The 25,405-nt window shown below is 73.9% G+C and carries 23 protein-coding genes; 12 read left to right on the top strand and 11 right to left on the bottom strand.

The genetic code is table 11. The annotated features are described in order from the left end of the window. Positions 1 to 121: 121 nt before the first annotated feature. Positions 122 to 967, top strand: coding sequence for an SDR family oxidoreductase (locus ACGF3J_RS26605; protein ID WP_161329898.1), 846 nt, complete (start codon positions 122 to 124; stop codon positions 965 to 967). 7 nt (positions 968 to 974) lie between these two features. On the opposite strand, the gene ACGF3J_RS26600 is transcribed toward ACGF3J_RS26605, so the two are convergent. Both ACGF3J_RS26600 and ACGF3J_RS26595 read right to left on the bottom strand, forming a co-directional pair. Next, entirely contained in the window at positions 975 to 2,663 is a 1,689-nt protein-coding gene (locus ACGF3J_RS26600) for a DUF885 domain-containing protein (protein WP_161329899.1), read from the bottom strand. Between the two features lie 78 nt (positions 2,664 to 2,741). Further along, entirely contained in the window at positions 2,742 to 3,233 is a 492-nt protein-coding gene (locus ACGF3J_RS26595) for an Lrp/AsnC family transcriptional regulator (protein ID WP_161329900.1), read from the bottom strand. Between the two features lie 60 nt (positions 3,234 to 3,293). Here ACGF3J_RS26595 and ACGF3J_RS26590 point away from each other — a divergent pair, with 60 nt between their 5' ends. Further along, positions 3,294 to 4,517, top strand: a complete 1,224-nt coding sequence (locus tag ACGF3J_RS26590; RefSeq protein WP_161329901.1) for a PLP-dependent aspartate aminotransferase family protein — start codon at positions 3,294 to 3,296, stop codon at positions 4,515 to 4,517. A gap of 36 nt (positions 4,518 to 4,553) precedes the next feature. On the opposite strand, the gene ACGF3J_RS26585 is transcribed toward ACGF3J_RS26590, so the two are convergent. The 3 genes from ACGF3J_RS26585 to ACGF3J_RS26575 form a co-directional block, all read right to left on the bottom strand. Further along, a complete protein-coding gene (locus ACGF3J_RS26585; protein WP_161329902.1) occupies positions 4,554 to 5,897 on the bottom strand; it encodes a GNAT family N-acetyltransferase in 1,344 nt (447 codons plus the stop codon). 167 nt (positions 5,898 to 6,064) lie between these two features. After that, positions 6,065 to 7,651, bottom strand: a complete 1,587-nt coding sequence (locus tag ACGF3J_RS26580; protein WP_161329903.1) for an alkaline phosphatase — start codon at positions 7,649 to 7,651, stop codon at positions 6,065 to 6,067. 67 nt (positions 7,652 to 7,718) lie between these two features. Continuing rightward, a complete protein-coding gene (locus ACGF3J_RS26575) occupies positions 7,719 to 9,191 on the bottom strand; it encodes a PLP-dependent aminotransferase family protein (RefSeq protein WP_393854954.1) in 1,473 nt (490 codons plus the stop codon). A gap of 148 nt (positions 9,192 to 9,339) precedes the next feature. On the opposite strand from ACGF3J_RS26575, the gene ACGF3J_RS26570 reads away from it, so the two are divergent. The 9 genes from ACGF3J_RS26570 (at position 9,340) to ACGF3J_RS26530 (ending at position 18,116) form a co-directional block, all read left to right on the top strand. Continuing rightward, positions 9,340 to 9,855, top strand: coding sequence for a DUF4260 domain-containing protein (locus ACGF3J_RS26570; RefSeq protein WP_161327626.1), 516 nt, complete (start codon positions 9,340 to 9,342; stop codon positions 9,853 to 9,855). After that, positions 9,839 to 10,801 (top strand): bifunctional lysylphosphatidylglycerol flippase/synthetase MprF, encoded by a 963-nt coding sequence (locus ACGF3J_RS26565; RefSeq protein WP_161327625.1) that lies wholly within the window; start codon positions 9,839 to 9,841, stop codon positions 10,799 to 10,801. The genes ACGF3J_RS26570 and ACGF3J_RS26565 overlap by 17 nt, the downstream gene beginning before the upstream one ends. A 44-nt stretch (positions 10,802 to 10,845) precedes the next feature. Then, positions 10,846 to 11,979 (top strand): acyl-CoA dehydrogenase family protein, encoded by a 1,134-nt coding sequence (locus tag ACGF3J_RS26560; protein WP_161327624.1) that lies wholly within the window; start codon positions 10,846 to 10,848, stop codon positions 11,977 to 11,979. 61 nt (positions 11,980 to 12,040) lie between these two features. Continuing rightward, positions 12,041 to 13,162 carry an SDR family oxidoreductase gene (locus ACGF3J_RS26555; RefSeq protein WP_161327628.1) on the top strand — a complete coding sequence of 374 codons (1,122 nt, stop codon included), beginning with the start codon at positions 12,041 to 12,043 and terminating at the stop codon, positions 13,160 to 13,162. Further along, positions 13,159 to 14,439 (top strand): aminotransferase class III-fold pyridoxal phosphate-dependent enzyme, encoded by a 1,281-nt coding sequence (locus ACGF3J_RS26550; RefSeq protein ID WP_202557784.1) that lies wholly within the window; start codon positions 13,159 to 13,161, stop codon positions 14,437 to 14,439. The genes ACGF3J_RS26555 and ACGF3J_RS26550 overlap by 4 nt, the downstream gene beginning before the upstream one ends. A gap of 43 nt (positions 14,440 to 14,482) precedes the next feature. After that, positions 14,483 to 14,950, top strand: a complete 468-nt coding sequence (locus ACGF3J_RS26545; RefSeq protein ID WP_161327623.1) for an aromatase/cyclase — start codon at positions 14,483 to 14,485, stop codon at positions 14,948 to 14,950. Next, positions 14,922 to 15,503: a flavin reductase family protein gene (locus ACGF3J_RS26540; protein WP_202557783.1), complete on the top strand. Its 582-nt coding sequence runs from the start codon at positions 14,922 to 14,924 to the stop codon at positions 15,501 to 15,503. Before ACGF3J_RS26545 ends, ACGF3J_RS26540 begins: the two co-directional genes overlap by 29 nt. Further along, on the top strand, positions 15,500 to 16,822 hold the full coding sequence (locus ACGF3J_RS26535) for an NAD(P)/FAD-dependent oxidoreductase (protein WP_393854953.1): 1,323 nt from the start codon (positions 15,500 to 15,502) through the stop codon (positions 16,820 to 16,822). The genes ACGF3J_RS26540 and ACGF3J_RS26535 overlap by 4 nt, the downstream gene beginning before the upstream one ends. Positions 16,823 to 16,874: 52 nt before the next feature. Then, positions 16,875 to 18,116 (top strand): wax ester/triacylglycerol synthase domain-containing protein, encoded by a 1,242-nt coding sequence (locus ACGF3J_RS26530; RefSeq protein ID WP_393854952.1) that lies wholly within the window; start codon positions 16,875 to 16,877, stop codon positions 18,114 to 18,116. 65 nt (positions 18,117 to 18,181) lie between these two features. On the opposite strand, the gene ACGF3J_RS26525 is transcribed toward ACGF3J_RS26530, so the two are convergent. The 6 genes from ACGF3J_RS26525 to ACGF3J_RS26500 form a co-directional block, all read right to left on the bottom strand. Continuing rightward, on the bottom strand, positions 18,182 to 19,057 hold the full coding sequence (locus ACGF3J_RS26525) for an SAM-dependent methyltransferase (protein ID WP_161331596.1): 876 nt from the start codon (positions 19,055 to 19,057) through the stop codon (positions 18,182 to 18,184). A gap of 46 nt (positions 19,058 to 19,103) precedes the next feature. Then, positions 19,104 to 20,657 carry an AarF/ABC1/UbiB kinase family protein gene (locus tag ACGF3J_RS26520; RefSeq protein WP_161331595.1) on the bottom strand — a complete coding sequence of 518 codons (1,554 nt, stop codon included), beginning with the start codon at positions 20,655 to 20,657 and terminating at the stop codon, positions 19,104 to 19,106. Positions 20,658 to 20,719: 62 nt separating this feature from the next. Beyond that, the gene (locus tag ACGF3J_RS26515) at positions 20,720 to 21,487 is read right to left on the bottom strand and encodes a hypothetical protein (protein ID WP_393854951.1); all 768 of its coding nucleotides are present in this window, start codon (positions 21,485 to 21,487) and stop codon (positions 20,720 to 20,722) included. Positions 21,488 to 21,539: 52 nt separating this feature from the next. Then, positions 21,540 to 22,064 carry an RNA polymerase sigma factor gene (locus ACGF3J_RS26510; RefSeq protein WP_272924145.1) on the bottom strand — a complete coding sequence of 175 codons (525 nt, stop codon included), beginning with the start codon at positions 22,062 to 22,064 and terminating at the stop codon, positions 21,540 to 21,542. A 150-nt stretch (positions 22,065 to 22,214) separates the two neighbouring features. Beyond that, the gene (locus tag ACGF3J_RS26505; protein ID WP_161329525.1) at positions 22,215 to 23,972 is read right to left on the bottom strand and encodes an NAD(P)/FAD-dependent oxidoreductase; all 1,758 of its coding nucleotides are present in this window, start codon (positions 23,970 to 23,972) and stop codon (positions 22,215 to 22,217) included. Between the two features lie 49 nt (positions 23,973 to 24,021). Next, a complete protein-coding gene (locus ACGF3J_RS26500; RefSeq protein ID WP_237552584.1) occupies positions 24,022 to 24,669 on the bottom strand; it encodes a hypothetical protein in 648 nt (215 codons plus the stop codon). Positions 24,670 to 24,886: 217 nt separating this feature from the next. On the opposite strand from ACGF3J_RS26500, the gene ACGF3J_RS26495 reads away from it, so the two are divergent. Then, the gene (locus ACGF3J_RS26495; RefSeq protein ID WP_346346147.1) at positions 24,887 to 25,381 is read left to right on the top strand and encodes an SRPBCC family protein; all 495 of its coding nucleotides are present in this window, start codon (positions 24,887 to 24,889) and stop codon (positions 25,379 to 25,381) included. Positions 25,382 to 25,405 lie beyond the last annotated feature (24 nt).

The following is a 25,405-nucleotide window of genomic DNA, read 5'->3' as shown; positions in this document are numbered from 1 at the left end:
GCCCGGCACCGCCCCGGCCCGGAGCGTGGCTGAGCCTCGTCCGGCTGCGGCGGCTCACCGACCGGTAGCCGCCGCGATATTGACGTGCGGGCCCGCCGCGGCCCGCCCATCATGGGTGCCCATGCCGCCACTTCCGCACCCCACGCCCGAAGAGCTGCGCCGCGACCCGCTGCCCCTGCGCGGCCGTACCGCCCTCGTCACCGGCGCCAGCCGGCGCGGGGGCATCGGCCACGCCGTGGCCCGCCGGCTCGCCGCCCATGGCGCGAGCGTCTACCTGCACCACCACGTCCCGCACGACGCCGCCATGCCCTGGGGCGCCGACCGCGTCGAGGACGTCACCGCCTCCGTCCGCGCCGCCCAGGGGGATCCGGACGCCGCCGTGCACGAGGGCCCCACCGACCTCACCGCCCCGGACGCGCCCGCACGCCTCGTCGCCACCGCCGCCGAGGCGCTCGGCGGGCGGCTGGACGTCCTGGTCGCCAACCACGCCCTCAGCGGCTCCGACGGCACCCTCGACACGATCGACGCCGCGATGCTCGACGCGCACTGGCAGGTCGACACCCGCTCGGTAGTGCTGCTGGTCCAGGCGTACGCCCGGCACCGCGCCGCACTGCCGCCCCGCACCCCCGGCGGACGCGTCGTCATGATGACCTCCGGCCAGGACATCGCCGGCGGCATGCCCGGCGAGATCGCCTACGCGCTCCAGAAGGGCGCGCTGGCTTCCGTCACCCGCTCCCTGGCGACGGCCCTCGCCGAGCACGCCGTCACCGTGAACGCGGTCAACCCCGGCCCCGTGGACACCGGCTACCTGACCGGTGACGCCCACGACGCCGTCGCCGCGTGCTTCCCCGGCGGACGCTGGGGCAGGCCCGACGACCCGGCCCGCCTCATCGCGTGGCTGGTCACGGACGAGGCGGAGTGGGTCACCGGTCAGGTCGTGGACTCGGAGGGCGGCTTCCGCAGGTGACCGCCCGTCAGAGCCGGGACAGCTCGTCCACCAGGTCGTCCAGGCCCAGCGAGCCCTGGGAGAGGGCCGCCATGTGCCACGCCTTCGGGTCGAAGGCGGCGCCGTGCCGCTCGCGGGCCTTCTCCCGGCCCAGCAGCCATGCCCGCTCCCCGAGCTTGTAGCCGATCGCCTGGCCCGGGATCGTCAGATAGCGGGTCAGCTCGCTCTCCACGAAGTCCGCCGGGCGGCTGCTGTGCGCGCCGAAGAACTCCTGCGCCAGCTTCGGCGTCCAGCGCTCACCCGGGTGGAACGGCGAGTCCGCCGGGATCTCCAGCTCCAGGTGCATGCCGATGTCCACGACGACCCGGGCGGCCCGCATCATCTGCGCGTCCAGATACCCGAGGCGCTGCTCCGCGTCGGTGAGGAAGCCCAGCTCGTCCATCAGCCGCTCCGCGTACAGCGCCCAGCCCTCGGCGTTGGCGCTGACCATGCCCACGGAGGCCTGGTAGCGGGAGAGGTCCGCCGCGACGTGCGTCCACTGGGCCAGCTGGAGATGGTGGCCCGGAACGCCCTCGTGATACCAGGTCGAGACCAGGTCGTACACCGGGAAGCGGGTCTGGCCCATCGTCGGCAGCCAGGTGCGGCCGGGACGGGAGAAGTCCTCCGACGGCGACGTGTAGTACGGGGCCGCCGCGCTGCCCGGCGGGGCGATCCGCGACTCCACCCGCCGCACCCGCTCGGCGAGTTCGAAGTGCGTGCCGTCCAGCTGCTCGATCGCCTGGTCCATCAGCCCCTGGAGCCAGTCGCGGACCTCGTCGACGCCCTCGATGTGCCTGCCGTGCTCGTCCAGGTGGGCCAGCGCCACCCACGGCGTCCCGGCCCCCGGGAGGATCTTCTCGGCCTCCGCCTTCATCTCGGCGAGCAGCCGGTGGTACTCGGCCCAGCCGTACGCGTACGCCTCGTCCAGGTCCAGGTCGGTGCCGTTGTAGTAGCGCGACCAGCGGGCGTAGCGCTCCCGGCCCACCGTGTCCGGGGCGCCCTCGATCGCCGGGGCGTACACGTCGCGCATCCAGTCCCGCAGCTCCACCACCGACGCCGTCGCGCCCCGCGCGGCCTCGTCCAGCTCCGCCCGCAGCGCGTCCGGCCCGTCGGCGGCGAAGTCCTCGAACCAGCCGCGCCCCTCGCCGGTGTCCGCCCACTCGCCGAGCTGCTCGACGAAGGTCGCGGTGGGCCGCGGCCCGGCGTACAGCTTCCGCTCCAGTCCCAGGGCCAGCGACGCGCGGTAGCCCGCGAACGCCGCCGGCACCGCGCGCAGCCGCTCGGCGACGCAGGCCCAGTCCTCGTCGGTCTGCGTCGGCGTGATGGTGAAGACCTCGCGCACCGAGTGGGCGGCGGTGCCCATGTTGCCGACCGAGCGCAGGCCCTCGTCGGCCTCGTGGACGGCCAGTTCCGCCATGAGGCGCTCACGCAGCAGCCGGGCGCAGCGCCGCTCCACGTCGCTGTCCCCGCCGGGCCGGCGCTCCGCCTCGTCCAGCCGGGCGAGGGTGGTCCTGGCCAGCTCCGCGAGGGCCTCCTGCCCCGCGGGCGAGAAGTCGGGCAGGAGGCTCGAGCTCTCGGCGACGCCGAGATAGGTACCGGTGACCGGGTCGAGGGCGATGAGGTCGTCGACGTAGGCGTCGGCGACCTCGCGGGGCAGCGGGCTCTTGGTCTCTGACATGCGGACATCCTCATACGGATACCGGTGCCGCGTCAGCCCGGTGAACCGGGCCCGAAGCCGCGCGCGGCCGGATTTCGCTCAGGGCGTGGCCGTCGGCGGGGACGGCGGCAGCAGCGGGCCGCACTCCCACTGCTGGAAGATCAGCCGCGTCTCGACGCGGGCCACCTCCGGCCGGGACGTGAAGCCGTCCAGCACCAGCCGCTGGAGATCCGCCATGTCCGCCACCGCGACATGGACGAGGTAGTCGTCCGGGCCGGTGAGGTGGAAGACCGTGCGCGACTCCGGCAGCGCCCTGATCCGCTCGACGAAGGGGCCGACCAGCTCCCGCCGGTGCGGGCGCACCTGAACCGAGAGCAGCGCCTGGAGACCCCGGCCCAGCTTGGCGGGGTCCAGTTCGAGCCGATGGCCGAGGATCACCCCGGCCCGCCGCAGCCGGGTCACCCGGTCCAGGCAGGTCGACGGGGCGACGCCCACCTGGGCGGCGAGATCGCGGTAGGTGGTCCGGGCGTCGTTCTGCAGCAGCCGCAGCAGATGGAGATCCACCGGATCCAGTACGACGGATTCGGTCATGGGCCGAACGTAACACGGCCGACCACCACCCCGGCCCGGTCGGTGTTCATTCTTCGGCCCATGGACTCTGCGCGCACGCCCACGTCACCACCCGACGACGTACGCATCACCGCCGCCACCAGCAGGGCACTGGCCACCGAGGCCGTGCACGCCGGCCGCGACGACCTCGCCGGCCGGGGACTGCACGCCCCGCCCATCGACCTGTCCACGACCTACCCGTCGTACGACAGCCGCGGCGAGGCCGCCCGTATCGACGCTTTCGCCGCCACCGGTGCCGAACCCGACGGCCCACCGGTCTACGGGCGGCTCGGCAACCCCACCGTCGCCCGCTTCGAGACGGCGCTGGCCAGGCTGGAGGGGACCGAGTCCGCGGTCGCCTTCGCCAGCGGCATGGCCGCGCTGAGCGCCGTCCTGCTGGTCCGCGGCTCGATGGGGCTGCGGCACGTGGTGGCCGTACGGCCCCTGTACGGGTGCAGTGACCACCTGCTGACCGCCGGGCTGCTGGGGTCCGAGGTCACCTGGACCGACCCGGCGGGCGTCGCGGACGCGCTGCGCCCGGACACCGGCCTGGTGCTGGTCGAGTCGCCGGCCAACCCCACGCTGGCCGAGGTCGACCTGCGGGCCGTCGCCCACGCCTGCGGCTCCGTGCCGCTGCTCGTGGACAACACCTTCGCCACACCGGTGCTCCAGCGCCCCGCAGAGCACGGGGCCCGGCTGGTGCTGCACAGCGCCACCAAGTACCTCGGCGGGCACGGGGACGTGCTGGCCGGCGTGGTCGCCTGCGACGAGGAGTTCGCCGGGCGGCTGCGGCAGGTGCGCTTCGCCACCGGCGGTGTGCTGCACCCGCTGGCCGGCTACCTGCTGCTGCGGGGCCTGTCCACCCTGCCGGTGCGGGTGCGGGCCGCCTCCGCGAACGCCGCGGAGCTCGTCGCCCGGCTCGCCGCCGACCCGCGGGTGGCCCGCGTCCACTATCCGCGCATCGGCGGCGCGATGGTCTCCTTCGAGGTCCACGGCGACCCGCACGAGGTCATCGGCCGCGTCCGCCTGATCACCCCGGCGGTGAGCCTCGGCAGCGTCGACACGCTCATCCAGCACCCGGCGTCCATCAGTCACCGCATCGTGGACGCCGACGACCGGCGGGGCGCCGGGGTCGGCGACCGGCTGCTGCGGCTCTCGGTGGGCCTGGAGGACGTCGAGGACCTGTGGGCCGACCTGGACGGCGCGCTGGGGGAGCGGGCGCCCGGCGCGATCCCCCTGCGGGAGGCGTTGTCGGGGGCCGAGTAGAGACCGGGGGCGGGATCGGGGGCGCCGGCCGCCCGCCTACTCCCCGCCGGTCCGCTCCCCGTGCGGCACCGGCGCGGTGGCGGTCCGGGGAGCCGGGTTCAGGCGGGCGGTGACGACCAGGGTGCCCTCCTCGATCTGGTAGTCGAGGGGGAGGCCCAGACCGCGCATCGCGGCGACCATGCCGGTGTTGGAGGCCTGGGTGACCGCGTACACGCTCGCGCAGCCCGTCTCGGTCGCCATCGCCACGAGCCGGCCGAGGAGTTCGCCGCCGATGCCCCGGCGCTGCCACGCGTCCTCGACGAGCAGCGCGACCTCCGTCTCGTCCCCGTCCCACAGCAGATGACCGAGGCCCACGATCCGCCCCGAGGCGGTCTGCACGGCGAGGGTGCGGCCGAAGCGCGGGCTGAGCAGGTGGTTCATGTACCGGTCGGCGTCCCCGACCGGGCCGTGGTACCGCATCCCGAGGGTGCGCGGCGAGCACCGCTCGTGCATCGCCTTCGCCGCCGCGACGTCCCGGGTGTCGGCGCGGCGGACGGTGATGTCGTGCCCTTCGGGCAGCGTCAGCGAGTCCCGGCCGCGCGGTACCCGCGGGCCGAGCCGCGCGTCCAGCTCGACCAGTGCCCGCGCCCGGGCGAACTCCGCTGGGGTGAAAGGAAGATAGGGCCGCTCCACGCTGATCACCCCGCCCTCCGGGGCGCGCAGCCGCAGCACGGTGTCCTCAAGCGCGCCCTCCGGCGGCACGTCGTCCCCCGCGCCGCCGACGGCCGCGGGCAGCGACCGGATGGTGCACCGCCCGAGCAACTGACGCAGCGCCAGCGGGAGTTCCGCGGCGTCCATGGCCGTCCGGGCGGCCAGGGCCAGCACCCGGGTCGGCGCGTCCACCAGGTCGTGCGCGTCCGCCCGCTCCGTCCAGGTGTGGTCACCGCCCGCCGTCGTCACCACGTCGGCCAGTTCGGCCCCGGTCAGTCCGGCCGGAGCGCGGAGCAGGAACTCGTCGACCGTGCCCCGGGCCAGCGGGTGCGTCTGGAGGCTCAGGATGTCGATCCGCCGGTCGGCCAGGGCCGCGCACAGCACCGCCAGCGAACCCGGCGCGTCCCGCACCGTCGTCCGCATCCGCCACAGCGCGCTCTCCTCGGCACCGGCCGGGCGCGCGGGCCCGCCGTCGTCCTCGGCACGCCCGGCCCGCCGCCCGTCGGTCGGTGGCCGGGCGCCGGTATCGTCCGCGGGCGGCGCCTGCCCGTGGCGGCGTGACCAACGGGTGTGGAACCCGGCCGTGGCGATCAGGGCGGCCACCGAGGCCAGCAGCATCACGGGCACCGCGGGACCGTGCTCGGCCAAGCGGGCCACGGCGTCGGTCACTTCAGGCAGGTCTCGACTCATGCACCCACTGTGAAGGAGCGGTGTTGCCCGGTCACGAACGCACTGTGACCGATGGGTAAAAAAGGGTTCTGGCGTATTTGTGGGGAGTTGGCGGCCGGCCGGCCCCCGTCGCGGACCGCGCACCGGGGGATGACGCCGGTGCGCGGTACACCCCACAGGCTACGGGACTACTGCCCCACCCGCCCCGGCCGCAGCACCTTCGTGTACAGCACCGTTCCGTCCTGCTCGCGCAGCCGCACCGTCATCTCGGCGCTGTCGCCGTCGATGTCGACCTCGCCGAAGAACTGGTAGCCCTCCGCGGGCGAGACGTTGGAGGCGGTCGGCGCCTTCACGAACACCCGCTCGGGACCGAAGGTGCGGTCGAGTGAACTGGCCGGGAAGGCACCCGAGTTCAGCGGCCCGGACACGAACTCCCAGAAGGGCTCGAAGTCGGAGAACGCGGCCCGCGACGGCTGGTAGTGCTGGGCGGACGTGTGGTGCACGTCGGCCGTCAGCCACACCGTGCCGGTGATCCGCCGGTGCTTGACGAACCGCAGCAGCTCGGCGATCTGCAGCTCCCGCCCCAGCGGCGCGCCGGGGTCGCCCTGCGCGATCGCCTCGATGTTGGGCGCGCCCTCGGTGGCGTCGGGCACGACCAGGCCGATCGGCATGTCGGCGGCGATCACCTTCCACACCGCACGCGACCGCGACAGCTCCCGCTTGAGCCACTCCAGCTGCTCGCGGCCGAGGATGCCCTGCGGGTCGACGGTCTGGCCGCCGGGGGAGTTGGCGTTGCGGTAGGTCCGCATGTCCAGCACGAACACGTCGAGCAGCGGGCCCTGGCGCAGCACCCGGTGGACGCGGCCCTCGCGCGCGCCGGGACGCAGGGTGGAGACGGGGAAGTACTCGCCGAACGCCCGCCGGGCCCGGGCGGCCAGCACGTCCACGCTCTTCTCGGTGTACCGGTCGTCCGTCTCGGCGATCACCTGGCCCGGGTACCAGTTGTTGCGGACCTCGTGGTCGTCCCACTGGACGACCGAGGGGACCCGCGCGTTGAAGCGCCGCAGGTTCTCGTCGAGGAGGTTGTAGCGGAAGTTGCCGCGGAACTCGGCGAGGGTCTCGGCGACCTTGGACTTCTCCTCGGTGGTGACGTTCCGCCAGGTGCGGCCGTCGGGCAGGGCGGCGGTCTCCGCGATGGGCCCGTCGGCGTAGATGGTGTCGCCGCTGCAGAGGAAGAAGTCCGGGTCCAGGGCGCCCATGGCGTCGTAGATGCGGTAGCCGCCCAGGTCCGGGTTGATGCCCCAGCCCTGGCCCGCGAGGTCGCCGGACCACACGAACCGCACACCGTCGCGCCGGCGGGCCGGCACGGTGCGGAAGGTGCCGGTCACCGGCTCGCCGGTGCGGCGCGGGTCGTCGGGGTCGGTCAGGACGACGCGGTAGTGGATCTGCTCGCCGGGCGGCAGGCCGTGCAGCCGGGTGGTGCCGGTGAAGTCGGTGCCCCCGTCGAGCAGCGGACCGTGCCACCGGTGCGGGCGGCGGAACGACTCGGTCGCGGACGTCTCGACGATCATCCGCGCCGGGCGGTCGGACCGCACCCACACCAGACCGGAGTGGGAGGTCACGTCCCCCGTCTGCACACCCCAGCCCGCCCCGGGACGTCCGGAACGGGCGAACGCCGGCGCCGCCCCGAGCGAGGTGGGCAGGGTCAGGGCCGCCGACGCGGCGAGCGAGCCGCGCAGCACACTGCGGCGGCCGGGCAACGGACGGTGTGACATGGACGCGCCTCCAAGGACTCCTGGGCAGGGATCCGGCCGGGTCCGTGGCCGGTGTGCACGGCAAGGCCTACTGGCCCGGCGCGGCGCGCACGGAAACTCCGCGTGAACAACCCGCCGCCCCGACCCGCGAGGCGGCCGGTCGGGCGGCCGCCGCCATCGCCCGCACCCCCGCCCGGATCCGCCCCGGCGTCAGGTGCGCGTATCCCAGCACCAGCCGCACCTCGTGCCGCCCCGCGGCCCCACTGTCCACCCCGTGCCCGTACTCCGCCAGGGAGCGCACCGCCACTCCCGCCCCGGTCACCCGGGCGAGGAAGCGCTCGGTGGGCCCGTACTGCTCGGGGAGCGCGGCGATCGCGTGCAGGCCGGCGGCGATGCCGGTGACCTCCGAGCCGGGGAAGTGCTCGGCCAGCGCCGCCACCAGCGCGTCGCGCCGCTCGCGGTAGGCGCGCTGGCAGACGCGCAGCTGGCGGTCGTAGTCGCCGCGCTCGACGAACCGGGCGAAGACCGCCTGGTCCAGCGTCGGGTGCCCCAGGTCGGTCGTGCGCTTGCGCGCCACCACCTCGTCCGCCAGCCACTCGGGCACCAGCAGCCACCCCAGCCGCAGACCCGGAGCGAGGGACTTGCTGACCGAGCCGGTATAGGCGACGCGTTCCGGATCGAGGCCCTGGAGCGCGCCCACGGGGGCGCGGTCGTACCGGAAGTCGCCGTCGTAGTCGTCCTCCAGGACGAGGCCGTCCACGGACCGTGCCCAGCCGAGGAGTTCGCCGCGCCGCCGCGCCGAGTAGGCGATCCCGGTGGGGAACTGGTGGGCCGGCGTCGTCACCACCACCCGTACGCCCGAACCGCGCAGCGCGCCGACGGACAACCCCTCCGCGTCCAGCGGCAGCGGCACGGTGGCGACGCCCGCCGACGCGTACAGGTCGCAGTGCTGCGGGCTGCCGGGGTCCTCGACACCGGCGGTGCGAGTCCCGCGCGCGTGCAGCACGCCGGCGAGCAGTGCCGTCGCCTGCGCCACCCCGGACACGACCACGATCCGCTCCGGGTCCGCCACCACGCCCCGGCGCCGCGCCAGCAGCTCGGCCAGCGCGGCGCGCAGCCGGGGCAGGCCGCGCGGGTCGGGGTAGCCCAGAGCCTCGTGCGGCAGCTCCGACAGCACCCCGCGCTGCGCGGCGGCCCACGCCGAACGCGGGAAGAGCGACAGGTCGGGCGTTCCCGCCACGAAGTCCGCGCGGTGACCGGGGGAGCGCGGGGCGAGGTCACGCGCGCGCGGGCGGGCCGCCCGCACCGCGTCGCCCACCCAGGTCCCCGCACCCCGCCCGCTGCGCAGATAGCCCTCGGCCGTCAGTTGCTCGTACGCGTCCGTCACCAGCCTCCGCGACACCCCGAGGTCGGCCGCGAGGTCCCGGCTCGACGGCAGCCGGGTGCCCGGGGCGAGCCGGCCCGAGCGCACCGCGTCCCGCAACGCGGCCTGGAGGGCGCGGCCACGCGCGCGTGCCGGTGCCGAGGCGGCGGGCAGCAGCAGCTCCCAGGCCGACGTCATGCGATCAGTCCCCCGTGCATCAGTTCTTTCCAATCGCCTCCACTTTACGAGGGGTTGGACCCGCCGGTGCGTAAACAGAGTGACAGACCACAGCGAGGGGGCAGGCCGCTGCCGGCCCCGGGATCGTACGCGCAATCCAGGAGCGCCCGTGGACGCCAAGAACCGTTTCGAGACCAAGGTCACCTTCGCCCTCTCCCGACTCGAATGGCTGGGCTTTCTCACCGTTTCGCTCGTGCTCGCATTCCAGCACCGCACGGAAATCCGCTGGGCCGTCTTCATCCTGCTGTTCACGGTGATCGACGTCATCGGATATCTCCCCGGCGCCATCGCCTTCCGGCGCAGCCCGGACCGACGCGTTCCGCGGGGCTGCTACGTCGCCTACAACTTGATGCACAGCCTGGTCACGGCAGGTGTCCTGGCCGGGGCATGGGCGCTGTTCGTCCGTCCGGAATGGGCGCTGCTCGCCCTCCCGATCCATCTCATGGGCGACCGGGCGCTGTTCGGGAACTCCCTGAAACCCTTCGGGGTCGCCTTCGAACCGGAAACCACACCGGCTTTCCTGATGTTCGAGCAGCGGTACCGGTCGTCGGTGGATTCCGGCGAATTCGGTACGGCGCGCACTTCCACGAACGACACGGAGGACACCGATGCCGTCCGTGCTTGACACCCTCGCCGCCCACAGCGACAACCCCAGTTCCTTTCTCGCCCTCAACAGCGGCAACTCGTACTTCCACGGTGACCGCTTCGAGGGTGCCTGCGCCTATCGGACCTCCGGACGCTACGCCCTTCAATTCGGCGGCCCCTTCACGGCGCCCGAACACCGCGCGCGGCTCCTGGACGCCTTCGCCGCCCACACCGGACGCCGCCTGGTCGCCGTACAACTGCAACGCGCGGACGCCGAGCTGTACGCGGCGCACGGGTTCACCGTCAACCAGCTCGGCGCCTCCTACGCCGTCGACCTCGGCCGCTTCACGCTGCGCGGCTCGCGGTTCGTCCGGCTGCGGAACAAGATCTCCCGCGCCCGGCGGGCCGGCCTGGAGGTCGCCGAGGTGGGGGACGGCGACGACTGCGCCGAACTGGACCTCATCGACCAGTGCTGGTTGCGGGAGAAGGGCCGGCACGTCAAGGAGCTGCGCTTCCTGGTCGGCCAGCGGACCGGGGACCTCCAGCGCCACCGCCGTCTCTTCGTCGGCCGCATCGACGGCGAGGCGGTCGGCTACATCAACTACTCGCCGGTCTACGGCAGCCGCCCCGGCATGCTCCACGACCTCAGCCGACGCCGCCCCGGCGCGCCGCCCGGCGTGATGGAGGCGCTCAACGCGAGCGTGATGGAACGGCTGACCGCCGACGGCGCGGGCTGGCTGCACTTCGGGTTCACCCCCTTCACGGGGCTCGGTCCGGAGCACGAACTCCCGGGCGCCAGCCGTATGTTCACCCGCTTCGCCCGACTGCTGGCGGAGCACGGGGACGCGGTGTACCCCGCCGCCTCCCAGCTCGAGTACAAGCAGAAATGGGCCCCGCACGCGGTCCTCCCGGAGTACATCGCTTTCCGCGGCAGGCCGCGCCCCGGCGCCGTCTGGCAACTGCTGCGAGCCACCAACGCCGTGTGATCCGCACCGCCGCCACCGCCTCACCCAGGAGGACCGCGCACCCCATGAGATTCCTCGAACGCGAACGCACCACCCTCGCCAAGCTGCTCCCCGATCTGGACCCCGCCCTGCGCGAGACCCCGCTGATGGAACTGGAGCGGCCGGGCAGCCCGGGCGTCCGGCACTTCCGGGACAGCGGCGGGCCCGGACTGCTCGTCCCGGAGTCCCACCAGGGGCGCGGCGCCACCGCGCTGGACGCGCTGAGGGTGCAGCGGGCCATCGGCAGCCGCTCACCCTCGCTGGCCGTCGCCACCACCATGCACCACTTCTCCATGGCCACCCTGGTCGGCCTCGGCGGCCTCGGTGACGGCCTGGAGTGGATGCTGATCGAGGGCGTGGCCGCCGGAAACCGCATCATCGCCTCCGGCTTCGCCGAGGGCCGCAGCGGCGCCGGCATCCTGGACCCCTCGATGACCGCCACCGCGACCGCGGACGGCATCCGGATCAACGGCGTCAAACGGCCGTGCAGCCTCGCCCGCTCCATGGACGTGCTCACCGCCGGCGTCGTGATCCCGCGCGAGGACGGACAGGGCGACGAACTCGCCGTCGCCCTCGTACCCGCCGACAGCGAGGGCCTCAGCGTCAGCGGCTTCTGGTCCAGCACCTTCCTGGCCGGCGCCGAGAGCGACCAGGTCACGCTCACCGACGTCCTCGTCCCGCCGGAACTCGTCCTGCGCACCGCGACCACCTCCGGCGAGCGTCTCGACGAACTCCAGACCGCCGGCCTGATCTGGTTCCAGGTCCTGATGACGGGCAGCTACCTCGGCGCCGCGAGCGCCCTGGTGGAGCGCGTGCTGCTCAACGAACGCGTCCCCGACCACGAGCGGGTGCGGCTGTTCGTCGAGACCGAGGCCGCCATGGCCGCCGCCGAGGGCGTCGCCCGCCGCGTCGACGGCGGCGACCTCGACGAGTCCGCCCTCGCCCAGGCCCTGTGCGTGCGGTACGGCGTTCAGGACGCCCTCGCCCGCGTCGTCCCGCGCGCGGTCGAACTGCTCGGCGGGCTGAACTTCATGACGTCCGACGAGGTGGGCCACCTGGCCGCCTGCGCCAACGGCCTCTCCCTGCACCCGCCGTCCCGCTCCCGGATGACCCCACCGCTCGGCGCGTACCTGGCCGACGGCCCGCTGGCCATCGCCTGAACCCGGCCCACCCCACCCCACCGGCCCACCGGTGGTCGAGACCCGTTGGGAGAACACCCTCATGCCCTCGGACAACCCGCGTCTCACCGTCCTGCCCGCCGGCCGCACGGGACCGCGCGACCGCCCCACCCTGCTGCTGACCGGCGGCTCCGGAGTGCTCGGGCGGGCCCTGATCGACGAACTGGCCCCCGACTACGACCTGCTGTGCCTGCGCCGCAACACACCGCTGCGCGACCCGCGGGTGCGCGAACTCCAGGGCGACCTCGTCGCTCCCCGGCTCGGACTGAGTCCCCGGGCCTGGCACGAACTGGCCCTCGAGGTGGACGTGGTGCTGCACTCCGCCGCCGAGACCAACTGGCGCACCCCGCCGGAGAACATCACCCGCACCAACGTGCGCGGCGCCGACAACGTGCTCGACCTCGCGGCCCGCGCCGACGCCCCGCTGTACCTCATGAGCACCGCGTTCGTGGCCAACACCCCCACCGACGAGGACCGCCGGCGCTTCCCCGGCGCCGCCGCCTACCTCGACTCCAAGAGCCGGGCCGAGCAGATGACCCGCGACGCGGGCGTGCCGGGCGTCATCGTGCGGCCCTCGGTCGTCATGGGCGACTCCGCGACCGGACGGATCGCGGGTCAGCAGGGCCTGACCAAGACGATCGGGTCGATGGTCCTGGGGCAGGTGCCGGTGCTTCCCGGAGCACCCGACGCCCGGATCGACATGGTCCCGCAGGACTACGTCGCACAGGCCGTCGGCAGCCTGGTCCGGGGCGGGGTCGGCGCCGGCGAGTACTGGCTGACGGCGGGCAGGCAGGCCATCGAACTGCGGGAGATCGCCGACGTCTGCGCCGACGTCGCCGTACGCCACGGCCTGCCCCGCCCCCAGCGCCCCCGGCTCATCCCCGTCGAGGCGGTGCACCGGCTGCTGCTGCCCATGCTGGAGGGCACCGCGCTGCCCGTCCCGGTCCGCCGCCGGCTGGAGCACTACGCGGAACTGCTGCTGGTCTTCCAGCGCGCACTGCCCTTCGACACCTCCCTCGGCGAACCCCACTGCGGCACCCGTCTGACCCGTGCCGGCATCCGGGCCGCGCTGGTGCGCAACGCGGAGAGCTGGGCCGAGGAACGGTCCGCCCTGCTCAGCCGGCACCGGACCGCCGCGGCCGCCCCGGCGGAGGTGGCGTCATGACGATGTCACCCCCCTCCGCCCCGCCCTCCGCCCCGCCCGCCGAGGCGACCGGCGTGGTCGACCTCTACCTGAAGCACATCGGCACCGGCCGCGCCGTCATGGGCCGCGTCATGGGCGGCATGGCCGAGGTCCGCTCCGAGGGCGCCTGGATCCACGCCGACGACGGCCGCCGCTTCCTGGACTTCGGCGGCTACGGCGTGTTCCTCCTCGGCCACCGCCACCCGGCCGTCGTCGAGGCGGTGCACCGGCAGATCGACACCCACCCGCTGGCCAGCCGCGTCTTCCTCGAACCGGTCGCCGCCCGGGCCGCCCAGGCTCTCGCCGCCCACACCCCGCCCGGCCTCGACTACGTCCACTTCGTCAACTCCGGTGCCGAGGCCACCGAGGCCGCCCTGAAACTGGCCCGCGCCCAGGGCCGCACCTCGGTGATCACCACCCGCCGGGGCTTCCACGGCAAGACCCTCGGCGCGCTCAGCGTCACCGCCAACGCCACCTACCAGACACCGTTCAGGCCGCTGCTGCCGGACGTCACCCAGGTCGACTACGACGATCCCGCCGACCTCGAACAGGCACTGTCCGCCCGCCGCGACCGGGCCTGCGTCATCGTGGAACCCGTCCAGGGCGAGGGCGGGGTCCGCATCCCCCGCCCCGGCTATCTCCGTCAGGTGCGGGCGCTGTGCCAGGCGTACGGCGCCCTGATGGTCGTCGACGAGATCCAGACCGGCATGGGGCGGCTCGGCACCTGGTGGGGCGTCGACGCCGAGGACGTGCGTCCCGACGTGCTGCTGGCCGGCAAGGGGCTCAGCGGCGGTGTCGTACCGATCGCCGCGATGGCCGCCACCGAGGAGGCGTACGCGCCCTTCAGCCGCGACCCCTACCTGCACACCTCCACCTTCGGCGCCTCGCCGATCGCCTGCGCCGCCGCCCTGGCCACCGTACGGGCGATGGAGGACGAGAACACCGTGGCCCGCGCGGCCGTGCTCGGCGCCCGCATCCTCGAAGACGTGCGGGCCGTCTGCGCGCCGTACGGGGGCGGGCTGGTCCACGAGGTGCGCGGCAGGGGGCTGCTGATCGGCATCGAGTTCGCCGAGGAACAGGCGGTCGGCGAGATGCTGCTGGAGCTGATCGCCCGCGGCGTGCTCGTCAACCACTCCCTCAACTCCACCCGGGTGCTGCGGCTGACGCCGCCCGCCGTGGTCGAGGACGGTGCGCTCGACCTGTTCCGCACCACCCTCGCCGAGGCCCTGCACCGCACCGCCGGCCGCATGGCCGGCTGACCCCCCGCGTCCGCGAACCCTCCGGGAAGGAACCGACCCACCCATGCGCCACGTGGTCCTGCACGCCCTCGCCGGCGGCCTGTCACCCGCCGAGGTCTACCGCCGCATCAGCGACTTCCCCCGCTACCCCGAGTACAGCGCCACCTTCCGCGAGGTGCGCGTGGAACCGCCGCTGCCCGACGGCTCCACCGTCTCCGACTGGACCGTCGAGTTCCGGGGCGGCCTGATGCGGTGGCGGGAACGCGACACCTACTCGCCGGAGACGAACTCCCTCACCTTCGAACAGCTCAGCGGCGACTTCCAGACCTTCGAGGGGAGCTGGCGCTGCGAGGCGCGGGACGGCGGCACGCTCGTCGTCTTCACCGCCGCCTTCGACCTGGGCATCCCGTCCCTCGCCGAGATCCTCGACCCGGTGGCCGAGTCGACGGTACGGGCCAACATCGCCCGGGTGCTGCGGGGCCTGGCGGACGCGGAGGTGATCGATGAACGCGCGGCTGCGGCTCGTCGCTGACCGGACGGCCGAGCGGCACGCCCCACCGCCCGCCGAACCCCTGCACGAGGAACCGGGACCGGGCGCCGCCCGCTGCCTCGGCCTGTACGCGAAGCTGGCCGCCGGGGTGGCCGTGGTGACCGCCCGCGGCGAGGACGGACCGCTCGGCATGACGGTCTCCGCCGTCACCTCGCTCTCCGCCCGCCCGCCCCTGCTCCTGGCCTGTCTGCGCGACGGCTCCCGCACCCTCGCCGCCGTCCGTGCCCGCCGGACCTTCGCCGTGCACCTGCTGCGCGAGGAACAGCAGGACCTGGCGGGCCGGTTCGCCTCACCGACGACCACCGCGGCCGAGCGGTTCGCCGGCACCGACACCCGGCAGGTCCTGGGCGTCCCGGTGCTGGCCGGGGCGCTCGCCTGGTCGGTCTGTCTCACCGAGGACGTACGCCGCTACGGCGACCACCACCTCGTCGTCGGCCGGGTCGCCGCCGTGCACGTGGGCGCCGGGCGCCCGCTGCTGTGGCACGACCGCCGGTTCGGCGCGCTGACCGATCCGCTCCCGGACGCCGCCGGATGACCGGGCCGCCGGACGGAACGCCGCGCTGGGCCCCGGCGGAACTGCCGTCCCAGCCCCAGCTGCACGGCGTGGTCACCGCGGACGTGGCCGTCGTCGGGGCCGGCCTGGCCGGACTGTCCTGCGCCTACCACCTCGCGGAACGCGCGCCCGGCCTCGACATCGCCGTGGTGGACGCGGCGCAGCCCGCCGCCGGGGCCAGCGGCCGGGGCACCGGTCTGCTCGGCCCGCGCGCCGGGCCCGCCCTCGACCGGGCCGTGCGCCGCTTCGGACCGCACGCCGCACGCCGCATGCACCGCGCCGGTGAGCGGGCGGTGCGGGACGTCCTCGACCTGTGCGCGCGGCTGGACGTGCCCTGCGGGCTCCGCGCCGGCGACCAGCTCATGGCCGCCCGCTCCCCGGCGGGCCTGGTGGCACTCGCCCGCCAGGCCCGCGCCGCCCGCGAACTCGCTCTGGACATGCCGGTCCTCACCCCGGCCGGCATCCGCGAACGCGTCGGCGTGCCCTACCGGGCGGCTCTCGTGCACCGGCCCGCTGCCACGCTCGACCCGGCCGCCCTGACCTGCGCCCTCGCCCGAGCCTGCGCCGAGAAGGGGGTGCGGTTCTACGGCCGCAGCCCGCTGCTGGCCGTGCGCCCGGGTGATCTGGTCGGCCCGGAATTGGTCCTCCCGCACGGCCGGCTCTACGCCGGGCAGGCGGTGCTCGCCGTCAACTCCGCCGCCCAGGCACTGGACCTGCCGGTCGGCACGGTCCTGCCGCTGGAGGTGTACGCCGTCGCCACCGAGCCGCTGAGCCACACCGCGTACGAGGCGCTGGGCGGGCGCGCGGGCCACGCCGTCGTCGACGCGGTGCCGCTGGCCCCGTACTTCCGGCTGCTGCCGGACCGGGGGCTGGTCGCGGGCGGCGGCACCGCCACCGTCCCGGCCGGGCTCGGCGCTCCGCGGCTCCGGGCGCTCCGCGAGCGCGCCTGGGCCCGGCTGGAGGGATGGCTGCGGTCCCTCCACCCCGACCTCGCCCGGGTCCGGGTCACCCACCGCTGGTCGGGCCGGATCGGCATGACCGGCGACGACCTGCCGGTGGTCGGGCCGGTCCAGGGCCTGCCCGACGTCTGGTACGTCGGCGGCTGCTGCGGCCACGGCCTAGCCCTGTCCGTGGCGCACGGAGCGCACGTGGCCGCCGCCCTGCTGGGCGAGCCGGAGCCCGGCGAACCGCTGCCGTGGCACCGCTCCAGGGCCCCCCGGCTGCCCGTGGGCGGGCCCGGCCGGTTCGTGCTGCGCGGGTACGTGGACACGCTCGGGCGTGTCGCGCGGTACGCGTGCTGACGGGCCGGTGCGGCGCGGTACCCATGTCCCGCAACCGAACGAGAGGTTCCCGATGCACGACCCCCGCCCCGGCGCCCACGACGCCCTGCCGGCATCCCTGCCCATGGGCACCGCCGACGTCGCCTACCACCTGGCCATGGGCGGCAGACCGCTGCCGGCCGGCTTCCTGTTCGGGTTCTCCGGCCGGGCGCCCACCCTGGACTCGGTGCGCGCCCGGGTCGCCGAACGGGCGGCCCGCATCCCGGCGCTGCGCTACCGCATCGCGCGGCAGAGCCGCACCTTCTCCCGGGTCGACGGGATCGACGTCGAACGGCACGTGCACGAGGCGTGGCTGCCCGGGGACGACGACGGCGCGGGCGCCGGACGGCTGATGCTGTCCCGTCCCATGGGCGGCGACGGCCGTCCGCCCTGGGACGTGTGGCTGGTGCACGGCCCCACCGGCGGACACAGCCTGTGCTACCGCACCGACCACACCTTCCAGGACGGCGTGGGTGCCGCGCACACCGCCCGGGCCCTGCTCGACGACCACCCCGCGGGCGGGCCGCCGCCCTATCGCCCCCGCAGGCCCGTACTCGGCGGACTCGCCGGGGCGGTCGGCGACATGGCGGCCTCCTTCCGCGCCACCGACAAGCCCGCCTTCGACGTACCGGTGAGCGGCCGGACCACCCTGTGCCAGGCCGTCGTCCCGGTCGCCCGGCTGCGGGCCGTCGGCCGCGCACACGGCGCCACGGTGAACGACGTCTTCCTCGCCGCGCTCGCCCACGCGGTGGGCACCTGGCACCGGAAGAGCACCGGCGCCGCCCACCCCCCGCTGCCGGTCGCGGTCCCGATGTCGGTACGGCCCCGGGGCGAGGAGTGCGCGCCGGGCAACCGGCTCGTCGTCGCCCGCGTCCTGCTGCCCTGCGACGCGCCGTCCCCGCTGCACGCCCTGACCCGGGTGGTCACCCGCACCGACACGCTGCGCACCGGCCGGCACCGCGACGCCCTGCGGCTGCTGATGGCAGCGGGTCCCAGAGGCATCGGCGCCCGGGTCGGCACCCGGATGGTCAACGGCCGTTCCGTCGCCGGACCGGTGAGCAGCGTCGACTTCGGCAGCGCCCTCGTGCACCAGGGCAACACCGCCCGCCGGTCGGTCGTCTACTCCGGGCTCGGCGCCGGCATCCGCTGCCTCACCACCCTGACGCTCCAGCACGACACCGCCTGCCTCGCGGTGATCCACGACGAGGCCCTGACGAGTGCCGACGCGCTCCCCGACCTGTGGCTCGCGGCGCTGCTCGAACTGGAACGGCCGTAGCGGTACGCGGCACGGCGAGGGCCCCGGGCGGCAGGTGCCCGGGGCCCTCGCCGTGCGCCCGGCGGTCAGCGCCCTTTCAGCGTCCCCGTCGTCAGGAACACGCACTTCGCCGCGGCCTCGGTGAGCAGCGGCAGGTAGGGCGCCAGCCGCTGCACCACGTACGGCAGCGTGAAAAGGTCGGCCACCTCCGCGTCCCAGCCCTGCCGCGCCCACCAGTCCCGCGGATCGGCGAGCTGCCACTGCCAGGAGATCCCGGTCGCCGACAGGGCATCCAGGAACGGCGCCACGAACGACGACGAGGCGGCGTCGGCGTTCACACACTCGGCGCCGAAGACGCTGCCGGGCGCGGACAGTTCCGTCATCGTGCGCACGAGGGACTCCACCGTGCGCCGCGGGAGGTGGTACAGGTACGTCTCGGACAGCCACGCGGTGGGCCGCCGCGGATCCAGCCCGGCGGCGAGCAGTTCCCCGCCCCACGGTCCGGCCGGGTCGGCACCCACGGTGCTGCGGCGCCCGCAGGACGGCGCGGCCCGGTCCAGCACGTGCTCCTTGAAGGCCGACAGCGCCGGATCCTCGACCTCGAAGACGTGGGTCCCCGTGGGCCAGTCGAGGCGGAACGCGCGGGTGTCAAGACCGGCGCCGAGCAGCACCACCTGGCGGCAGCCGGCCCGGGCCGCGCCCACCAGGAACTCGTCGTAGAAGCGGGTGCGCACCACGGCCCAGTCGGGCAGCAGCCGTTGCAGCGGGCCGTCGCCCGGGGGGCCGCCGGTGAGGCCGGCCGCGCGGACGAAGTCGGCGGCCCACGGATCGCGGACGTAGGGCGCGGACCGCCCGAACTCCCGGGCGTGGGCCGACGCCGTCCAGAGGGCGACCCGCGAGAGCCCGTCCGGCAGGGGAGTGCCCGGCGCGGGCGGGGGCTGGGACGGTGCGGGGTCCGGCATGGGAAACCTCCGTGTCGGTGGGTCCGGGCAGGCGGACGGGTGGGGGTCAGGAGGACCGGCGGCGGCTGAGCAGCACGGCGAGCGCGCCGAGGGCCAGCAGCCCGCCGGAGGGGCGGGAAGGCCGCTGACCCCCCATCGCGGCGGGGGTACGCGGCTCGTGGACGTTGAGCGCGAACTGGCGGTTGGCGATGTCGGACAGCACCCCGCGGGCCTGGTCGGGGCTGGTGACCGCGGCCAGCAGCAGCTCCATGGAGTTGCGGGCGAACTGGTTGCGGCCGAGGAACTCGCGGCCCAGCGCGAGGAGGATCTTCGGCACCTCGCCCTGGAACACCTCCGGCAGCGTGATCTCCGGAGCCAGGCAGCGCACCGAGCCGTCCAGGTTGGCGAAGGACTTGCCCAGCAGTGACACGGACGGCGGTGACCCGATGCCCCGCTTGGTCGCCTTCGCCAGCACGGTGGTGAGCGAGACGCCGAAGTTCATGTCCTCCAGCGCCAGATGGGAGACCTTGGGCACGAAGGCCGCCATGTCGGCGGCGAACGCCGGCATGTTGGCCCACGGGGTGATCCGGCCCATCTCCGCCCAGTGCTGGGCCAGGCCCGCGCCGTCGTTCTGCGCCAACGTCATGAACAGCGGCAGCAGTTGCAGGCTGGTGCGCCGGTCCAGGCGGCCCACCATGCCCCAGTCGATCAGCGTCGCGGGCCCTCCGGGGGCGGCGAAGACGTTGCCCGCGTGCGGATCGGCGTGGAAGAAGCGGTGCACGAAGTACCCGTGGTACATGAAGCGCAGCAGGTCCTTGCCGATCTCGACGCGTTCGTCGTCGGTGAAGTGGGCGCGGTCGATGTGCCGTACCGACCTGCCGCCGGCCAGCGACTGGACCAGGACCCGGGGGCTGGAGTAAAGGACCCGGGGCACCTCCAGCGAGCGGAAGGGCCGGACGTGCTCGCGGGCCTCGTCCATGTTGCGGGCCTCGCCGTTGAAGTCCAGCTCGGGCTCCATCGCGTCGAAGACCGAGCCGAGCATCGCCTCGATGTCGATGACCTCGTTGAACCGGGGCGCCACCCGGGCCACGATCTTCGACGCCCGGCGCATCAGGGCCATGTCCGCCAGCACGCCGTCCCGGATGCCGGGCCGCTGGATCTTCACCACGGCCGGGCGCCCGCCGGGCAGGGTCACCCGGTACACCTGGGCGAGGGATGCGGCCCCGAGCGGGGCGACGGTCTCGACGTCGTCGAAGCGCAGCTTCCAGTCCGGCCCGAGGTCGCGCGCCAGCACCGGCTCGAACACCGAGAACGGCTGGATGTCCACCTGGTCGTGCAGGTTCTGCAGCTCCTCGCGGATCGCCTGCGGCACCATGTCCGGCCGGGTGGACAGGATCTGGCCGAGCTTCACGTAGAACGGTCCCAGGCTCTCCAGCGCCTGCCGCACCGCCTTCGCACGGCGCAGCTCGGACCCGGCGGAGGCGTCGGTGCCCTCCGCCGGGGACCGCAGGTCCTGTCGGGTGCGCCTCCGCAGCCGTGTCGCCTGTCCGACCTCGTCGGCAACGAGGCTGCCCAGGACCTTGACCACGAGACGCAGCCGGTCGCCGACGGCAGACGCCATCGTGTGTCCTCCTTGAAGGTGGGACGGTGGGACGGTGGGGCGACGGGAGGTTGGTGCGACGGTCAGCTGGTCGTCGAGGGCTTTCCGCCCTGGGAGGCGCCGCCGCCGCCCTGCTGGCCGGTCAGGCCCTGGAGGGCGCCGAGACCCTGCTGTGCCGCCTGGCCCGGCAGGTTGGTGAGGTTCTGCAGGCCCTGGAGGGTCTCGATGAGCTTGGGCAGCACCTGGAGCAGCTGGGTGAGCTGGCTCGGCAGCGACATCAGGTCGCCGACCCCGCCCGCCGCGTGCCCGAGTCCTCCGGCGAGCTGACCGAGCCCGCCGAGGGCGCCGGCCGCGCCGCCGAAGGCCGCCAGCGGGTTCGCCGCACCGCCCAGCGCCGCCAGCGGGTTGCCCGCGCCGCTGAGTGCGGCGAGCGGGTTGGCCGCCCCGGCGACGGCCGCGAGCGGGTTGCCCGCGCCCGCGGCCCCGGTGAGTGCGGCCAGCGGGTTCTGCGCCGCGTTCGCGATGTTGCTCAGCTGGCTCGCGGCGTCCCCACCCAGCCCGGCGAGGGGGTTGCCCGCGCCGGCCAGGCCGCCCACGCCGCCCACACCGCCCGCGAGGGCCGCCAGCGGGTTCGCCGCGCCGGCCAGCGCGGTCGCCGGGTTGACGGCGCCGGCCAGGGCGCCGAGGGCGTTCGCGGGCAGCCCGGCCAGCGTGTCGACGGGGTTGCCGGAGCGGCACGAGCCGGACTTCTCCGGGCGGTTGAGAATGTCGTCGAACGCCTCCTTCCCGCTGTCGGCCATATTGCCGACGAGATCCTTGAAAATGTCCTGGATGTTCTTGTTGTTGGACATGGGTGGTCTCCCTTTCCGTTTCTCTTCGATGGGGTGACTGTCGCTCGGTGGCTTACTGGATGCAGCCTTCCAGGGCCTTTGCGCACACGTTCTTGAGGCGTGCGCGGCCCCGGGTGAAGGCGGCCTCGGCCGCCTTGACGGAAATGTTGTGCATGCGGGCGAATTCCGCTGTGGAAATTCCCTTCGACCGGGCGAGTATGACTTCCTGCTCCCGCCCCCGGAGGTGTTGCACCTGGGCCAGGAGCCATGTGCCGAAGTCCCGGTCGCAGACGTCCTCCTCGGTCGTGCCGGAGGAGTCCAGGAGGACCGCGCGCTGGAGAAGTCTGCTGCGACGGTCCATGTCACGGTAGAAGTCGATGCAGAGGCGAAGCGCCACGGACGTCAGAAAGGCACCGAGTCGATTCCTGTCCAACGCGGCGTGGGCGGCTGCGCGGGCCATGGTTTCCTGAACGCAGTCCTCGGCGTCCTGAAAACTTGGCAGTCTTCGCCGAACCAACCGCATGAGGCGGTCCTGATGCTGGAAGATGTCTTCCCAGGAGCATTCAGCGGGCGATTGGCAGGTGGGATGTCGCGCCATTGTGGATTGCAGCCCGTTGTCTCTCGGATTGAGCAGGGGAAATCGCGGCCGACTTTCTATTTCTCGGCCATGTGCTTTTTCTACCCGAGGCCCTGGAGCGGCAAACCGGAATGTGTACTTCCGCCCGTTGGCAGGAATGATTCTTCGCGCTCATTTCCGCGGCGCCGGACGCCGTGCCCAGTCCCGGTTCCAGTTGACCCACATGTCCCGCACGGTCTGGTGGACCTGGGAGCCGCCGGCCCGCAGCTCGGTGGTGTACGCCTGGACGGCCTCCTTGCCCACCATCCGCGCGCCGCCGGTGAAGTAGGAACCGCGGACGTGCCGCGGCGAGCGGAACTTGCCCCAGAGCAGGATCCTCATCAGCGGCCACAGGGTGAACACCCCCGCGGGGCACCGGTCTTCGGGATCGAGGGTGCCCCACACGGCCGGGCACAGCTCGCTCTCGCGCAGCAGCTCGTAGATGCGGGCGACGGTCCGCTCCTTCGTCGAGTCGCCCGCGCGGTAGGCGAGCACCGCGTCCCTCGCCTGGTCGAAGAGCCGTTCCACCCACGGGTTGTCGACCCCCTGCAGGCCCCGGTAGGGCGGCAGTTCCAGAGCGTCGAAGCAGGCGGTGTCCCCGGTCTTCTCGAAGGTCACGGCGGCCTGGTTCTGCGCGTTCGTCCCGTACAGCGTGGTGATCGTCCACACCCGGTTCCACGCGTTCCACAGCTCGAAGTCGTCGAACGAGATGTAGCTGCACGACACCAGGTCGTCGTAGAACCGGAACATGCGCTTGGTCCAGTGGTCCAGGTACGCGAACCGGGCGGTGTCGAAGTCGTCCTGGCGCACGGCCTCGATGAGGCGGTGGCCGAGCGCGTTGAGCGCCATCACCGTCACGGCGAGGCCACTGGAGAAGAGCGGGTCGATGAAGTCGCTGGCGTGCGGCAGCAGGCACCAGCGGTCGCCGACCACCTTCTGCGAGGCGAACTGGGTGCGGTCGGTGGACACGTAGGGCCGCACCGCGCGCGCCCGGTCGAACTGCCGGGCCACACTGGGGAACCGGCGTACGTGCCGCCAGAACTCCTCCTCGGCCGGGACGTCGTCGGGGCGGGGATGGTGGTCGAGATCGAGGTTGACGCCGACGCTGCACAGCTCGCTGGTGCTGGTCGAGTGGTTGTCGAACGGGATGACCCAGAGCCACCCGCCCTTGAACATGTGGTGGAGCGTGCCCTGGCTGAACGGGCTGGGCATGCCGTGCTCCCGGCGCGGCGGCGCCACCGTGTCGAAGGGGCGCACGTCCACCATGTGCGTGAAGATCGTGCGCGAGCGCGTGCGGTACGGCGGTTCCTGCCGCAGCCCCAGCCGCTCGGGCAGCACGGCGCGCATCCCGCCGGCGTCGACCACGTACGACGCGCGGAAGCTTCCGCGGTCCCGGGTGACCAGGGTGGCACCGTCCTCCTCGAACTTCACGTCGTCGACCAGGGTGTGGGTGTACGCGGTGACGCCGTAGGACACCGCGACGTGGAACATGTAGGCGTCCACGTCCTGCCGGAAGTAGTGCGAGTCCGGGCCGAGCGGCGGACCCCAGGTGGGGTACTGGGTGCACTCGTCGGGCCGGGTCGGCTCGCCCTCCCGGTGGTAGACGAAACTGAAGTTCCGCTTGACCCCGCAGCTGGACGACACGTGGCGGCGCAGCGCCCCGTTGGTCGCCAGGTGCTCGATCTCCGGGACGCCGTAGCGGCGGGCCAGCACCCGCAGGCCGAACGTGGTCTCGGGGACGGTGGACTCTCCGATGGCGAAGCGGGGGTGGCCGCTGCCCTCCAGCAGCAGCACGCGCACGCCGTTGCGGGCGAGCACGGCCCCCAGCATCGTCCCGCCGATGCCGCCACCCACGATGGCGACGTCGAAAACACGCTGGTCCTCTTGCATGTCTGCGGTTCCTTTCGCGACGGGTAGAGCGAGTTGCCCGGCTCCGCGCTCACCGGTGGGCGGCCGGGGATGCGGGCAGCATCCGGCGCAGCCCGCAGGCCGCGACCCGGGCGGAGAAGGAGACGGCGAACCAGGGAGTGGGCGCCAGCTCGGACAGCCGCCGCCGGTCACCCGGCACGTGGTGCTCGCCGCGCCCGGTCACGTCCAGCCACGCACCGAAGTGCAGTAGCCGCGCCTCCGGCCCGGCCCCCCGCGCCGGGAACGGCCGCATGTGCTCACGCACCGCGCGGGTCAGAGCCCCGCGCCGGGCCGCCCCCACCTGATGGCCGGCCAGGAAGCGGTCGAGCAACTCGGCCGACCGGCCCGGGAATCCGCCGCGCCCGAGCGGCGAGCGCCCCACCAGCCCGGCGTCGTGGAACGCCGCGGCGGCCAGCAGCCCGACCCGGTCGTAGGCCATGCCGTCGACCCGCGCGCGGGCGTCGGCGAGCAGGAACGTCCGCAGGGAGTGCAGGGCGACCCGTGGCGGCAGCCGGCGCATCCGGGTGAGCGCGGCGCCCACGAGGGGGTGCCCGAGCAGTTCCGCCAGGGCGGGCCGCCCCAGCAGGGGCTGCCACTCGCCGGGCAGCGCCTGGGGCGGAAGGTCGAGCCAACTCACCCCCTCGTCACCGGACTCGGTCCCTTCGGTCCCTGCGGCCATGGCCGTCTCCCCCTCACTGCGTGCCGTACCGGCGGTTTCCGTCTCATCTGTGCTTACGCTCGGGCGCCGCCGCACCCCCCAGGCGCAACGCCCGCCCACCGCCCGCGCGTTGGCGTACGAGCGACGGCGCACGGCGCGGAATGCGCGCTCCGGTGGTGCGTTGCGACCGCTCCTTCGGCGGATTTCCCGAGAAACCGGAGCGGGCATCATCCATCGCGTGATCACCGTGTTGAACGTGCATGAACGCCCGCTGCCCGGCACACCGGACAGGATCGGCGCGCTGATCGACTCGCTGGGCAGCGAGCACGACCGCCTCTGGCCGCCCGACTGGCCACCGCTGCGGTTCGAGCGGCCGCTGGCCGTCGGTGTGTCCGGCGGCCACGGACCGGTGCGGTATGTGGTGAGCCACTACGTGCCGGGCCGCTGGATCCGCTGCCGCTTCACCGGCCCCCCGGGCTTCGACGGCTTCCACGAATTCAGCCTCGAAGGTCTCGACGACGGGCGGACCGTGCTGCGCAACACCCTCGTCGTCCGCCCGCGCGGCGTCCGCTGGCTGGCCTGGGCGCTGGTCGTCCGGCCGCTGCACGACGCGGCGTTCGAGCGCGGCATGGACTGCGCCGAGCGGGCGCTGACCGGGCGGGTGGCGCGTCCCGTCGAATGCGGCTGGTATGTACGGATGCTGCGCAGCGCCGCCTTCCGACGGACCGGGTGAGGCATTCGAAAGAACGGACCCTAA

Source organism: Streptomyces sp. NPDC048171, from assembly GCF_043202655.1.
Lineage (GTDB): Bacteria > Actinomycetota > Actinomycetes > Streptomycetales > Streptomycetaceae > Streptomyces.
The sequence above is the reverse complement of the archived record's forward strand: the minus strand, read 5'-3'. Positions and strand labels throughout refer to the sequence as shown.